12 protein-coding genes are annotated in these 12,473 nt (G+C 71.7%); 4 read left to right on the top strand and 8 right to left on the bottom strand.

The window, feature by feature from the left end; translation table 11 throughout:
• Window positions 1-1,284: an ATP-binding protein gene (locus ACZ7OU_RS01270; RefSeq protein ID WP_470253881.1), complete on the top strand. Its 1,284-nt coding sequence runs from the start codon at window positions 1-3 to the stop codon at window positions 1,282-1,284.
• Here the strand turns inward: ACZ7OU_RS01270 and ACZ7OU_RS01265 are convergent.
• From ACZ7OU_RS01265 to ACZ7OU_RS01230, 8 genes are all read right to left on the bottom strand, one after another.
• Window positions 1,281-1,688 (bottom strand): Pvc16 family protein, encoded by a 408-nt coding sequence (locus ACZ7OU_RS01265; protein ID WP_470239268.1) that lies wholly within the window; start codon window positions 1,686-1,688, stop codon window positions 1,281-1,283. The genes ACZ7OU_RS01270 and ACZ7OU_RS01265 overlap by 4 nt on opposite strands.
• A 3-nt stretch (window positions 1,689-1,691) precedes the next feature.
• Window positions 1,692-2,315: a response regulator transcription factor gene (locus tag ACZ7OU_RS01260; protein WP_470240741.1), complete on the bottom strand. Its 624-nt coding sequence runs from the start codon at window positions 2,313-2,315 to the stop codon at window positions 1,692-1,694.
• 118 nt (window positions 2,316-2,433) lie between these two features.
• Window positions 2,434-3,084 carry a response regulator gene (locus tag ACZ7OU_RS01255; protein WP_470253880.1) on the bottom strand — a complete coding sequence of 217 codons (651 nt, stop codon included), beginning with the start codon at window positions 3,082-3,084 and terminating at the stop codon, window positions 2,434-2,436.
• A gap of 16 nt (window positions 3,085-3,100) precedes the next feature.
• Window positions 3,101-3,955 (bottom strand): NAD(P)H-binding protein, encoded by an 855-nt coding sequence (locus ACZ7OU_RS01250; protein WP_470253879.1) that lies wholly within the window; start codon window positions 3,953-3,955, stop codon window positions 3,101-3,103.
• Window positions 3,952-5,250, bottom strand: coding sequence for an MFS transporter (locus ACZ7OU_RS01245; protein ID WP_470239265.1), 1,299 nt, complete (start codon window positions 5,248-5,250; stop codon window positions 3,952-3,954). The genes ACZ7OU_RS01250 and ACZ7OU_RS01245 overlap by 4 nt, the downstream gene beginning before the upstream one ends.
• A gap of 238 nt (window positions 5,251-5,488) precedes the next feature.
• Window positions 5,489-6,016 (bottom strand): GtrA family protein, encoded by a 528-nt coding sequence (locus tag ACZ7OU_RS01240; protein ID WP_470239264.1) that lies wholly within the window; start codon window positions 6,014-6,016, stop codon window positions 5,489-5,491.
• Between the two features lie 38 nt (window positions 6,017-6,054).
• Complete coding sequence (locus tag ACZ7OU_RS01235) at window positions 6,055-6,555, bottom strand: GtrA family protein (protein WP_470253878.1); 501 nt, start codon at window positions 6,553-6,555, stop codon at window positions 6,055-6,057.
• A 10-nt stretch (window positions 6,556-6,565) separates the two neighbouring features.
• On the bottom strand, window positions 6,566-8,758 hold the full coding sequence (locus ACZ7OU_RS01230; RefSeq protein WP_470239262.1) for a sigma-70 family RNA polymerase sigma factor: 2,193 nt from the start codon (window positions 8,756-8,758) through the stop codon (window positions 6,566-6,568).
• 269 nt (window positions 8,759-9,027) lie between these two features.
• Here ACZ7OU_RS01230 and ACZ7OU_RS01225 point away from each other — a divergent pair, with 269 nt between their 5' ends.
• The 3 genes from ACZ7OU_RS01225 to ACZ7OU_RS01215 all read left to right on the top strand — a co-directional run bounded on the left by ACZ7OU_RS01225 (window position 9,028) and on the right by ACZ7OU_RS01215 (window position 12,462).
• Window positions 9,028-9,861 (top strand): GGDEF domain-containing protein, encoded by an 834-nt coding sequence (locus ACZ7OU_RS01225; protein ID WP_470239261.1) that lies wholly within the window; start codon window positions 9,028-9,030, stop codon window positions 9,859-9,861.
• 71 nt (window positions 9,862-9,932) lie between these two features.
• Window positions 9,933-11,282: a glycosyltransferase 87 family protein gene (locus ACZ7OU_RS01220; RefSeq protein WP_470253877.1), complete on the top strand. Its 1,350-nt coding sequence runs from the start codon at window positions 9,933-9,935 to the stop codon at window positions 11,280-11,282.
• The gene (locus tag ACZ7OU_RS01215; protein WP_470253876.1) at window positions 11,257-12,462 is read left to right on the top strand and encodes a glycosyltransferase 87 family protein; all 1,206 of its coding nucleotides are present in this window, start codon (window positions 11,257-11,259) and stop codon (window positions 12,460-12,462) included. Before ACZ7OU_RS01220 ends, ACZ7OU_RS01215 begins: the two co-directional genes overlap by 26 nt.
• Window positions 12,463-12,473 lie beyond the last annotated feature (11 nt).

The following is a 12,473-nucleotide window of genomic DNA, read 5'->3' as shown; positions in this document are numbered from 1 at the left end:
GTGCGCCGTCGCATCCTGCTGGCCATCCTGCTGGCCGTCGCGGTCACGGCGGCGGTCCTCGGCATCCCGCTGGGCATCGTCGCGAGCTGGCAGATCGAGTCGAGCTACCGCGAGACGCTCGCCGAGAACGCCCGCGCGGCCGCGGCGATCCTCGACACCGAGATCGCCAACGGCCAGGAGATCGACCTCGACCAGGTGCGCGCCGCCGTGCCCGCGAACGGGATCCTCACCGTGCAGGTCCCCAACCAGCAGGAAAAGCGCTACGGCAACGACCCCGGCCCGGACACCGTCACCGAAACGGCCGACCTCGCGCGCGACGGCAAGGTCGCGATCGCCGTCCCGGCCGGCCCGATGCACGAGCGGCAGACGACGGTGACGCTGGTCGTCGTGCTGCTGGTCCTGCTGTCGATCGGCACCGGCGCGGTCGTGGCGATCGCGACGGCGAGACGGCTGGCGAAGCCCCTGCGGCACGTCGCCGAACGCGCGTCCCGTCTCGGTGGCGGCGACTTCCGGCCCGACCCGAGCCGCTACGGCGTCGGCGAGCTCGACATGGTCGCCGAGGCACTCGACGCGTCCGGCACCGCGCTCGCCCAGCTCGTCCAGCGCGAACGCCAGCTCGTCGGCGACGTCTCGCACCAGCTGCGCAGCCGGCTGACGGCGTTGCAGCTGCGGCTGGAACCGCTCACGGTGCACCCGGACGAAGAGGTGGCCGACGAGTCGAAGGCCGCCCAGGAGCAGGCCGACCGCCTGGCCGAGGCGCTCGACGAGCTGCTGGCGGCGGCGCGCGCGGCCCGCGAGGTCGGCGCGGAACCGGTGGACCTGCCGAAGCAGCTGCCGGAGATGGCACAGGAGTGGCGGGAGCTGCTCCGCTCGGAGGGCCGCAACCTGCGGATGCGCGTGGCCGACGGCCTGATGGCCCGGGCGACGCCGGGGCGGCTGCGCGAGGTGGTCGGGGTACTGCTGGACAACGCACTGAGGCACGGCTCGGGCACGGTGACGGTGGTCGCCCGCCGCGGCGACGCCGAGGGCACGGTGGTGATCGAGGTCAGCGACACGGGCCCGGGCGTCCCGGACGAATTGGCCCCGCACATCTTCGAGCGCGGGTTTTCCGGCGGCGGGTCGACGGGCGTCGGGCTGGCGTTGGCCCGGGCACTGGTGGAAGCGGACGGCGGACGCCTGGAGCTGTCGAACCGGCGGCCGGCGGTGTTCAGCCTCTTCTTGAAAGTGCCGCGGCCGAGCGACGTCCCCGAAGTGCGGTGGCCCGCCGAGCGCGTCCCGCGTTAGACGTCGGCCGTCACCCGCAGGACGAACCCGGCACGCGCCGGCATGCCCAGGCTCGTCCAAAGTCCCGTCGGATCCGTTGCGGCCAAAGCCATTCGCACCGGGGAAGCGCTTTCCGCGGGCAGCCGCTCCGCCTCGAGGACCGCGTGGAGCGCCGCGTCGAGCAGGTCGTGTTCCTCCCGTACCTGCGCGGCCCGTGCCGTGACGAGGTAGGAAAGCGCGCAGCGGCGGGCCGCGCGCTCTCCCTCCCCGGCCGCGTCGTGCAGTGCGAAGAGGAACAGCTCCACGCTCCGCACCTGCGACTCCGTCTGCCAGGCCGGCTTCGGCGGGTCGAGGCGGATCTGCGTCCCCGCCGGCAGGCAGGGCCGCAGCAGCTCGCACAAAGCCTCGTCGACCTGGGCGATCATGGGTCAGATCAACCCTTCACGCAGCGCGTACGCCACCGCGTGCGAACGGTTGCGCAACTGGAACCGGTTGGTCACGTCGTGCAGGATGCTCTTCACCGTGCGCTGCGAATAACACAGTTCGTCGGCGATCTCCTGCGTCGAATACCCCGCCGCGACGAGCCGGAGCACCTCCGTCTCCCGGTTGCTCATCCCGCCCATGTGCAGCCCGTGGGGCTGGAGCACCTGGCGCTGCAGGCGGGAAACCCGGTTGAGCAGCCGGCCGAGCAGATCGGGCGGCAGCGCGCCTTCCCCGGCCGCGGCCGCCTTGATCAGCCGGACGAGCACCTCCGGCCCGGCGTCGGCGCGGCGGGCGACCGCGCAGACCCCGTGCTCGACGGCGTTGAGGATCTCGTTGTCGTCGACCTCGCCCGCGACCAGCACGATGCGGGTGAAGCCCTGGTGGTGCAACGCGGACAGCAGCTTGGTCATCGTCTCGTCGAGCCGGTCGGCGACCAGCAGCGCGACCGCCCCCGCCTCCTCGTCCACCACCCGGACTTCGTCCCGCGAACGCAGCGCCATGCAGACGCCGTTGTGCAGGATCGGATCGGTGGCGCGGACCACCACCGGCGTCCTGTCGGATTCGAACATCGTCACCCATTCCCCTCGAACGGTGCGAGAGCTCCACCCCTCACCTTGACCAGAATGCCCGTTGTGGTGTCCCGGGCGCATGGGACCGGCGTCCCGATGTTGCCCGGACGGGCGCCCGTCAGGACCGGCCGAGGCCCGCGTCCCGCGCCCGGACGATCGCTTCGGCGCGGTCGGCGACGTGAAGTTTGGCGAAAACGTTCGAAATGTGGTTACGCACCGTTTTGGGGCTCAGGCACAGGGTGTTCGCGATGACGCCGTTGCTGTGCCCGGCCGCGATCAGGGACAGGACCTCGCGCTCGCGCACGGTCAGCTCCGGGAACACCGGCTCGCTCGCGGGCGGTGGCTGGTTGAAGAAGCCGAGCACGCGGTTCGCGATGTCCGGGCCGAAGATCGCCTCGCGCCGCGCGACCGCCTGCACCGCGCGGATGATCTCGTCCGGCTCGGCGTCCTTGAGCAGGTAGCCGCGGGCACCGGCGCGCATCGCCGCGAAGACCGACTCGCTCTCGTCCGCCATCGTCAGCATCAGCACGCCGGTGTCCGGGCTCACGGCCGCGATGTGCCGGGTCGCCTGGATCCCGGACAGGTCGGGCAGGTGCAGGTCCATGACCACGACGTCCGGGCGGAGCGCGGCCGCGGCGTCGACGGCGGCCGCACCGCTGGCGGCCTCGCCGACGATCTCGATCGTGGGTTCGGCGTCCAGCAGCGTGCACACGCCGAACCGGAACAGCGGGTGGTCGTCCACGACGAGGACGCGCAGGCCTTTGCCCATCCGGTCACCTCCCCCGTCACCCCCGGTAATGGTAGGGGAAGGCGGCCGCATTCTCACGCGCCCAATCGGCGAACGTCAGCGCCGGCCGGCCGAGCAGGCGTTCGACGGTGTCGAAGACGACGTGTTCGCGCTCGGCGGACTCCCGCTTCAGCGCGAAGAAGCCGTCGACGGCTTCGGCGGGCCAGCCGTACTTCCGCATCATGCGTTCGCGCGCGGCGCTTTCGGGCTCTTCGACGTACTTCACCGGCCGGCCGAGGGCGTCGGCGAGGGCCGCGACCTGCTGCTCGGTCGTGAGGGCTTGGCCGCCGGTGAGCTCGTGGGTCGCGCCGTCGTGATCGGACGTCGTGAGGGCGAGCGTCGCGACGGCGGCGATGTCCCGGACGTGGACCAGCGCGGACGCCGGATCGCCTTCGGGGACGAACACCGCGTTCTCGTCGCGGATGGTGTCGCGCCAGGCGAACCGGTTGTCCATGAACGCGCCGGGCCGCAGGATCGTCCACGCGGGCCCGGCTTCGCGGACCGCCTGCTCGGCTTCGGCGTGGGCGCGGGTGATCGGATCCGTCTGTCCGAAGTGGACACCGGTGGTGGACAGCTTGACGAGGTGGGTGGCGCCGGCTCGGGCGGCGGCCTCCGCGACCGCGGCTTCACGGCCGGCGCTGTGGCCTTGGGTCAGCACGAAAACGCGGTCCGCGCCGTCGAGGAGCGCGGGCAGGTCGGCGGTGTCGAGGTCGGCCTGGACGACTTCGGCGCGCGGGTCGATGCGGGCCTTGGCCGGGTCGCGGGTCAGGGCGCGGACGGCGGCGCCGGCGTCGAGGAGGGCGGGAACGAGGGCGCGGCCGACCTTGCCGGTGGCGCCGAGGACGAAGATCATCGGGATGCTCCTTCGAGCGGGACGTGCGGGAGTGCGAACGCCGTGACGAGGGCGAGCGCGAGGACGGGCAGCAGGGCGAGGAAGACGCCGTGCGTGCCGGCTTGGTAGGCGAAGCCGAGCGCGACCGGGCCGAGGCTCGAGCCGAGCGCGCGGGCGAGGTTGACGCCGGCGGCGACGGCGCCGCGGTCCGCCGGTGGTGCGGTGTTCTGCGTCGCCATGGCGAGGACCTGCAGGTTGAGCCCGGCCGCGAGGCCGAAGACGACCAGGCAGCCCAGGATCAGGGGCAGCTCGTGCAGCGTGGCCAGGCCGGCGACGGCGATCAGGCCGAGCGCCATGCTCAGCCGCGGCGCCCAGCGATAGGCGCCGGTGCGGGCGATGATCCTGCTCGCGATCACCGACGACAGCGAGACGGCGAGCGTCATCGGCACCAGCCGCAGCCCGCCTTCCGCCGGGCCGGCGTCGGCCTGCAGGAGGACCGCGACGTAGTTGATCGAGCCGAGGAACGCGAAGCCGGCGAGCACGCTGAGCACGACGGACACGGTGAACGTGCGGTCCTTGAAGAGACGTAGTGGCAGCACGGGTGCTTCGGCTTTTCGCTCGGTGAAGACGAACGCGACGGCCGCCACCGCGCCGAGGCCGATCGACCACGGCGTGAGCAGGGTGAACCCGGTGATCGCCCCGCCGAGCAGGATGACGCCGGCGAAGTCGAAAGGCGCTTCACGTCGTCGTCTCGGCAGGTCGAGGGTCTTGAGGAGCGCGACGGCGACGAGTCCGAGCGGCAGGTTGACCAGGAAGATCGACCGCCACCCGGCGACCCCGGTCAGCACCCCGCCGACGACCGGGCCGGCGAGCGACGCGACGGCGAAGCAGATCGAGAACCACCCGAAGTACTTCGCGCCTTCGCGAGGCGTGAACATCTCGCCGAGCGAAGCGCCGACGGAGACGAAGAGGCCTCCGGAGCCGGCACCCTGCAGTACGCGCCCGGCGACGAGCAAACCGGCCGACGGCGCCAGGCCGCAGGCGAGCGAACCGAGCAGGAACAGGGCGAGCGCGGCCAGGAGCACACGTTTGCGGCCGAAGACGTCGCCGAGCTTGCCGTACAGGGGAGCGGTGACGCTCCCGGCGAGCAGGTAGGCGGTGGTGACCCAGGCGTAGGACCCGGTCCCGCCGAACTCGGCGGCGACCCGGGGGAGCGCGGTGGCGACGACCTGGGCGTCGAGCATCGCGAGGAAAACGGACAGGAACAGTCCGGCCAGGGCAGGTTTTCGAGCGCGCGAAGGCGCGGTTGTGATCAAGGGATGTCCTCGTGAAGAAGGGACGAGAGATGTCCGGACGCTCAGGAAAAAGCGTCCCGTCGAGTCGGGAAAAGGCTCCATCGTCACCCGCGGACGGGTGCGACCTCTTCGCGCTCGGAAACCACCTCGAATCGTCCCGCTCGCCCGGCCGAACCCGGACGGCGTCCTCACGAAGGAACACTGACGAGATGACTGTAGACAACTACATGTCAGAAGACAAGTAGTTTACCGAATGTGCTCAGTGCAGGCGGGTCACGTCGCCGTTGTCGCGACGGCGCTCGCCCAGCTCGTCCGGGAAGACCCACTTCTTGAAGCCCCAGAAGCGGAAGAACATCGCCAGCAGCATGCCGATGATCGACCCGCTCGCGAAGTCCGCGACCTCCTGCACCAGCCGCGTCACGTGGGGGACCTCCAGGTCCAGCACGTACCGCGAGACGTACAGCGGGATCAGGTTCACCACGACCGCGATGCCGCTGATCACGAAGAACAGCGCCGCCTCGTGGTGGCGCTCCCGGCCGCCGCGGGTGCGGAACGACCACTCGCGGTTCAGGATGTACGACACGATCGTCGCGACGATGATCGCGATCGCCTTCGCCGTGGTCGGTTTCGACTCCAGCACCGACAGCTTCAGGAAGTACCAGACGCCGTTGTCGACGAGGAACGTCGTGCCGCCCACGATCCCGAACTTCAGCAGCTCCCGGTGCTTGATCAGCACCGAACGCAGCGGCTCCGGCGTGCGCTTGAGCACGGTTTCCACAACGGTCACACGATGCAGTCTAGGAGCACACCGCGTAAACCCGTGGTTCAGGCGGCTTTGCGGTCCTGAATGTCCGGATCATCCGCGACCTGGACCTCGCCGCGCGCGGCCTCCTCCGGGAAGACCCACTTCTTGAACGCCCACCAGCGGAACACCGTGCCGAGCAGGGTCCCGATGATGATGCCGCTGACGAAGTCGGCCACCTCGACGCCGAACGGAGACAGCCGCGGCGCCTGCAGGTCCAGCACGTACCGCGAGAACCACTGCGGCAGCGCGTTCAGGCCCAGTGCGATACCGCTGATCAGGAAGAACAGCGCCGCTTCGTGCGCCCGCTCGCGGCCGCCGCGGGTGCGGAACGACCACTCGCGGTTGGCGACGTAGGAGAAGATCGTCGCGACCAGGACGCCGACGATCAGCGCCGTCACCGGGTGGGTCCGCAGCACGGTGAACTTCAGGCCGTAGTTGACGGACATCGTGATCACGAAGCTGATCCCGCCGACGACGGCGAAGCGGAGGAGCTCGCGATGCTTTTTCAGCAGCTCGCGCACCGCGCGGACGCTACCCGGTCAGCCAGCCGAATCCCCTCTCGGGGGTGACGGTCGGTGGCTGGTTGCCCGGCTTCGTGGTCGGCCGCGGCGGCGCGCTCGTGGTGGTCTTCGACGTCGGGGGTGCGGTCGTCGGCGTGGTCTTCGTGGTCGTCGCCGGCGGGGTGGACGTCGGTTTCGTGGGCGACGTCGGAGTCGGCTTGGACGGCGTGGTCGACGGTGTCGTCGTCGGCGGCCGCGGGTCCTTGCCGCACCAGTGGTGGTAGCAGCCGAAGTCCACGGTCACCGGCTCCGCCGACGCCTTGCCGAGCTTCGCGGTGATCGTCACGCGCCCGTCGTCGGGACGGCCCTTCAGCCGCACCCACAGGTTGACGTGCTGGCCGGGCGCCAGCGCGCTGTTCGTCGTGCAGGTCGCGCCCTCGCCGGACGGCGCGCACGGGAAGCCGCGCAGGCTCCACCACTGCCAGAGCGGGTGGTCGAAGGTGACCGTGACCGGCTTCGTCGAGTCGCCGGTGTTGCGGACGCGCACGTAGACCAGCGGGTTGCGCGTCCACGGGAACGCCGAGAGCCCGTCGCCCTGTGCTTCCAGGACCACCGCGTCCGGCGGCAGCTTCACGGTGACCTTGACGCTCACCGCGACGTTGATCTGCACGCCCGCGGTGACGGATCCGGTGACCGTGCCGCCCATGGCGTCGTCGTCGGCCCGGAGGTGGAAGTTCAGCGTCGCGCTCTGGCCGGGCTGCAGGCCGGCGCCGGTCTTGCACGTCACCGTGCCGTCGCCGCCCGGGCAGTTCACCGAGATCGGGCTGCCGTCCTGCGCGAACGCCATCGGGGCGCCGCCTCCGCCGGCGTCGACCGCGTGCACGCCGGGCGGCAGCTTCAGCGCGACCGCGACGGGCTCGGACGGGCTCCCGCCGTCGTTGCGCACGGTGATGGGCAGGTTCGTCGCGGAGCCGGGGCTGAGCTCGACGCCTTCCGGCGGGGTCGTCGCGGACATCGACGCGGGCGCCGGTGCCGGCGGTGCCGGGGCGGGCGGCGCGGGTGCGGGCGGCGCGACCGGCGGGGCCGCGGGCTCGACGGGCGGGGCCGGGGGCGGCGCGGGCGGCTGCGGCGGTGCGGGCGGAGCCGGTGGCTGGGGCTTCGGGGCCGGCGGGTTGACCGGCTGGACCGCCGGCGGCGGCACCTGGGCCGCGACGGGGATCTCCTGCGCGCCGCCGCCGGCGGTGAGCGCGATGACGACGGCGGCGACGATCGCCGTGCCCGAGGCGGCGACCCCGGCGAACTGACGGGGTCCGGCCGCGGCGGCACCCGCGGCCGCACCGGCCTTGCCCCCGGCCGCGGCGGCACCGGCGGCGGCCGCTCCGGCAGCCGCCGCGGTGGCCGCGCTCGCCTTCGCGGCGCCGATGGTCGCGAGGTAGCCGAGCGCCGCACCGCCCAGGACGATCGGGGCGATGATCGCGCGCAGCCCGCCGTTGACGTCGGCCAGCTCCGCGGCCAGCGCCCGGCAGTTCTCGCACTCGTCGAGGTGGTTCTCGACCTGGGAACGTTCGCGCTTGGACAGTCCGTCGCGGGTCCACGCGCCGAGCCGCTCGGCGCAAGCGCGGCAGCGTTCCTCGGCGTTCTCCTGCAGGTGGACCTGCAGGTACGCCTGGCGCAGCCCCTCACGGGCGCGGTAGGCGAGCGCCGAGACGCCGTTCGCGGTCAGCCCCAGCAGCGGCGCGACCTCGGCCGGGCTCTGCTGCTCGATCTCGGTGTGCCAGAGCACCGCCTGCCAGCGTTCGGGCAGCCGCGCGAACGCCTTCGCGGCCATGGTCCGCTCGAGCCCGGCGACGGCGGTGTCGGAGAACGGCACGGTCAGCGCCTCGGCCGCGGCGCCCTTGACGTCCGCCATGTCCTCGTTGAGGTCGACCTTGCGTTCCTTGCGCGTGCGGTCGTACGCGGTGTGACGCAGCGCAGTCAGCAAGTACGCCCGGAAGGCTGTGTCGGGGCCCTTGCCGCCACGCAGCGTGTCCAGCACCTTCGCGAACGCCTCGGACACCAGGTCGTCGGCTTCCGAGCTCGAACGGGCCAGCTGACGAGCGAGGTTGTGCGCCGCACCGGTGTGACGTTCGTAAAGCGGCCCGTACGACTCGATCTTCCCGGCGCGGACCTCGGCGATCAGCTCGGCGTCACTCTTTCCGCTGAGATCGGCGGGAACGGTGGACACGGCACTCCTCGGTCGGTTAGGGCCAGGACCTGCCATTACAGGCGGGTCCGCGACGCGAGACAAGTGTGACTGACCCACCCCGGGCCGTCACGTCGTGGTCGGGGTGTTGACTCCGACGGCGGATCGAAATCACCCGCTCCCGGGTCGCGCCGTGGAAAAGCTTCTTAACAAAACTCGCGAGTACGCGTCACGGGGTCCGGTGGGGCACGTCCTCACCGTGAAGCACCGAGCAAGATCGACACGGACCGGACGAAAGGGGCAGGCCGCCAGTGGACGTTCCGGCTACGCGCTCCGGTCCCGGTGACGCCCCGCTCGCCGACCGCGCCCTGCGCACCCTGCGTGCCCGCTGGCGCACCGCCAGCCTGGCCGCCGGGTGGCGGTTCCCCAGCGACTGGGCCCTGCCCGAGGTCGACGCCGTCTGCGCCGCCGTGATGGCCAAGGGACGCGTCGAAGCCGCTGAAACCGCGCTGGCCGGGCTGGCCCGCGCTCGGGCGGCGGCCGGCGCCGGACTCGCGGAAACCCTCGCCGACCTGGCCGCGCTGCACGCGGTGCTCGACCACGGCGACGACGGGTTCGTCTCGCCGGACGTCGACGCCACGCCGGCGCGGCTGCTGCGGACCACCGCACTGGCCTGGGCCGACGTCGCCACCGACCAGCTCGTGCACACCGAGGTCACCGACCCGCTGACCGGGCTGCCCTCGGCCGCCTACCTGCGCACCCGGCTCTACGAGGTCTACCGGGCCGCCGCCGCGCGCGAGCGGCCGGCCGCCGAGGACCACGTGCTGCTGGTCGTCTCGGTCGACCTCAGCACGGTCACCGGGTTCCCGCGGCTGACCGGGATGATCCTGGTCGCGGACGCGCTGCGGGCGGTGTTCGACAGCGGGCAGAGCGTCGCCTCGCTGGGGCCGTCCGTCGTGGCCGCGCTGGTCCCGAAGGACGAGCGCGTCGCTTCGCACGGCGTCGCGCTGCGAAGGGCCTTGCACGAGCGGCTTTCCGTGGATTCGCAACTGGCCGACGCCGGCCGGCCCCGGGTGTCCGCGGTCCGGCTGCCCGCGACCCACGAAATGGCCTGCGACCTGCTGGCTCACCTTGCCCGCGTGTAGTACGCGTGAAATGTCCGGTTCTGCTCGGGGCCGTCTGACCCGGATCGGACGGCTCATGATTTCCTGGTGAGGTGACCCGGACCGTATCCACCGACGTCGACGGCGCAGTCGCGGCCAGATCGCCGCACCGCCTGGCCCTGCGGAAGTCACTCGCCCGGCTGTCCGTCCGTCCACGGTCGATGCTGATCCTCGCGGTGATCCCGCTGGTGGCGATCGGGTACGGCATCTGGGGCTGGCAGCACGACTGGGTGCTCGGCGTCGACAGCGCGGTCTACCGGGCCGGCGCGCTCACGCTGCTGCACGGCGACTCCCTCTACGACGCGAACACGCTGGCCCCCGAGCCGTGGTGGGCGCTGCTGCCGTTCACCTACCCGCCGACCGCCGCGCTGATCTTCGTGCCGCTCGCCGCGTTCCCGACGCAGATCTCCTGGGGCCTGATCACCGCGATCTCGCTGGCGGCGATGGCGCTGTCGATCCGGATCGCGATCGGCGCGCTGCCCCGTCCGGCCGCCGACGGCCCGCGCTGGTGGGCCTCGCCCGCCCGCTCGACCATCGTGTTCTTCCTGGTCTTCCTCGGCCTCGAACCGGTGTGGCGGACGATCTTCCTCGGCCAGATCAACCTGGTCCTGATGGCCATGATCCTGCTGGACATGCTGGTCATCGGCGCGCGGGGGAGCCGCTGGGGCGGCGTGCTGGTCGGCGTCGCGGCGGCGATCAAGCTGACCCCGCTGGTCTTCCTCGGGCACCTGTTCATCACCGGCAGGCGGATGGACGCGATCCGCGGCTTCGCCACGTTCGTCGTGCTGCAGGGGCTGATGTTCCTGATCAACTCGCACGACGCCGCCAAGTACTGGACCGTGACGCTGCCGGACACCGGCCGGATCGGGCCGGTGCACTGGGCCGGCAACCAGTCGCTGAACGCGCTGATGAACCGGGCCACCGACCTCGCGCCGTGGGCGTCGAAGGCGGCGATGGGCATCGGCGCCCTGCTCGCGATCCCGGCGCTGTGGCTGCTGATCCGCTTCCACCGCAAGGGCCAGGCGCTGGCCGCGCTGCTCGTCACCGCGTTCTGGACGCTGCTGATCTCGCCGATTTCGTGGACGCACCACTGGGTGTGGGTGATCCCGCTGATCGTGCTGCTGGTGTCGCGGCTGCCGAAGACCACCCCGAAGACGGCGTGGAAGCGCTGGGTCGGGACGTTCCTCGCGGCGTTCGTGTTCGTCAGCTGCGTGCTGCTGATCCTGCCGAACGGCCGCAACGTCGAGCTGCACTGGACGGTCTGGCAGAACATCCTGGGGGACGCCTACATCCTGATGCCGGTCGTGCTGGCCGTGGCGCTCGTGCTGCGCTGGGGCCTGCAGCGGCGGGCGCGGAAGAGGGCCGCCGCGGACGAGCATGTCGACGTCGCGACCGGCGTCTGAGGTGCGGGGCCGGCTCCTGGCCGGCGGGATCGCGCTGCTGGCGCTGGCGCTCGGCGTCGTCGTCTGGCTGGCCGGGTGGCACCTGGGCGCGGACAGCGCCGTGTACCGCGCCGGGGCGTTGACGCTGCTGCACGGCGACCCGCTCTACACGCGGGACGTGCTGACGGCGTTGCCGGACTGGGTGCGGCTGCCGTTCACCTACACCCCGGCCGCCGCGCCGCTGTTCCTGCCGCTCGCGCTGGTGCCGTCTGGCCTGGTGTGGGGCGTGATCGCGTTTTTGTCGGTGGTCGCCCTTATGGTCGTGATCACGGTGGTGCTGTCGTCGCCGGGGCACTCGTCACTTCTGGGAAGAAGCTGGTGGGCGCTGCCGGCGGGAACGGCCATCGCGCTGGCGCTGGAACCGGTGTGGAAGACGCTGTTCCTGGGCCAGATCAACTTGATACTGATGGCGTTCGTGGTGCTGGACGTCCTGGTGCTCTCGCAGCGTGGGTCGCGCTGGGCGGGCGTGCTGATCGGCGTGGCGGCGGCGATCAAGCTGACCCCGTTGATCTTCGTACCGCACCTGTTCTTCACCGGGAGGTGGAAGGACGGGCTGCGCGCGCTCGGCACGTTCGTGGGGCTCGAAGCAGTGATGTTCGCGGTGATCCCGGTCGACGCGGTGCGGTTCTGGCGCGATTCGGCGACCGACCCGACCCGGGTCGGGTCGGTGCACTGGATCTTCAACCAGTCGCTCAACGGGCTGGTCAACCGGGCCACGCACCTCGCGTCCTGGTCGCTGGCGGTGGCGGTCGGGGTGGCGGCGGTGCTCGCCGTGCCCGCGGTGTGGCTGGTCGTGCGGCTGCACCGGCGGGAGGAGAACACGGCGGCGTTGCTCGTGACGGCGTTCTACGGGCTGCTGCTGTCGCCGGTGTCGTGGTCACACCACTGGGTCTGGTGCGTGCCCTTGCTCACGCTGCTGGTGGTCAAGGCGCGGTGGTGGGCCGCGGCGGCGGTCGCGGTGCTGTTCGCCTCGCAGATCGTGATGCTGGTGCCCAACGGCGGCGATCGCGAGTTCGGCTGGGGCCTGGGCTGGTCGATCATCGGCAACGTCTACGTACTGGCGGCGGCGGCGGGGATCCTCGGTCTGGCGGCGCGTGAGCTACGTCTGGTCCGGCGGTCGACCGGCTTGGTGACCGTTTAGGCTGGCTGGCG

This window comes from Amycolatopsis sp. NPDC114505, assembly GCF_055633615.1.
The sequence above is the reverse complement of the archived record's forward strand: the minus strand, read 5'-3'. Positions and strand labels throughout refer to the sequence as shown.

Excerpts from the sequence above, each read along its gene's own strand:
- ACZ7OU_RS01265 (WP_470239268.1), bottom strand. The coding sequence starts at position 1,688 with ATGATCGCCCAGGTCGACGAGGCTTTGTGCGAGCTGCTGCGGCCCTGC.
- ACZ7OU_RS01260 (WP_470240741.1), bottom strand. The coding sequence starts at position 2,315 with ATGTTCGAATCCGACAGGACGCCGGTGGTGGTCCGCGCCACCGATCCG.
- ACZ7OU_RS01255 (WP_470253880.1), bottom strand. The coding sequence starts at position 3,084 with ATGGGCAAAGGCCTGCGCGTCCTCGTCGTGGACGACCACCCGCTGTTC.
- ACZ7OU_RS01250 (WP_470253879.1), bottom strand. The coding sequence starts at position 3,955 with ATGATCTTCGTCCTCGGCGCCACCGGCAAGGTCGGCCGCGCCCTCGTT.
- ACZ7OU_RS01215 (WP_470253876.1), top strand. The coding sequence starts at position 11,257 with ATGTCGACGTCGCGACCGGCGTCTGAGGTGCGGGGCCGGCTCCTGGCC.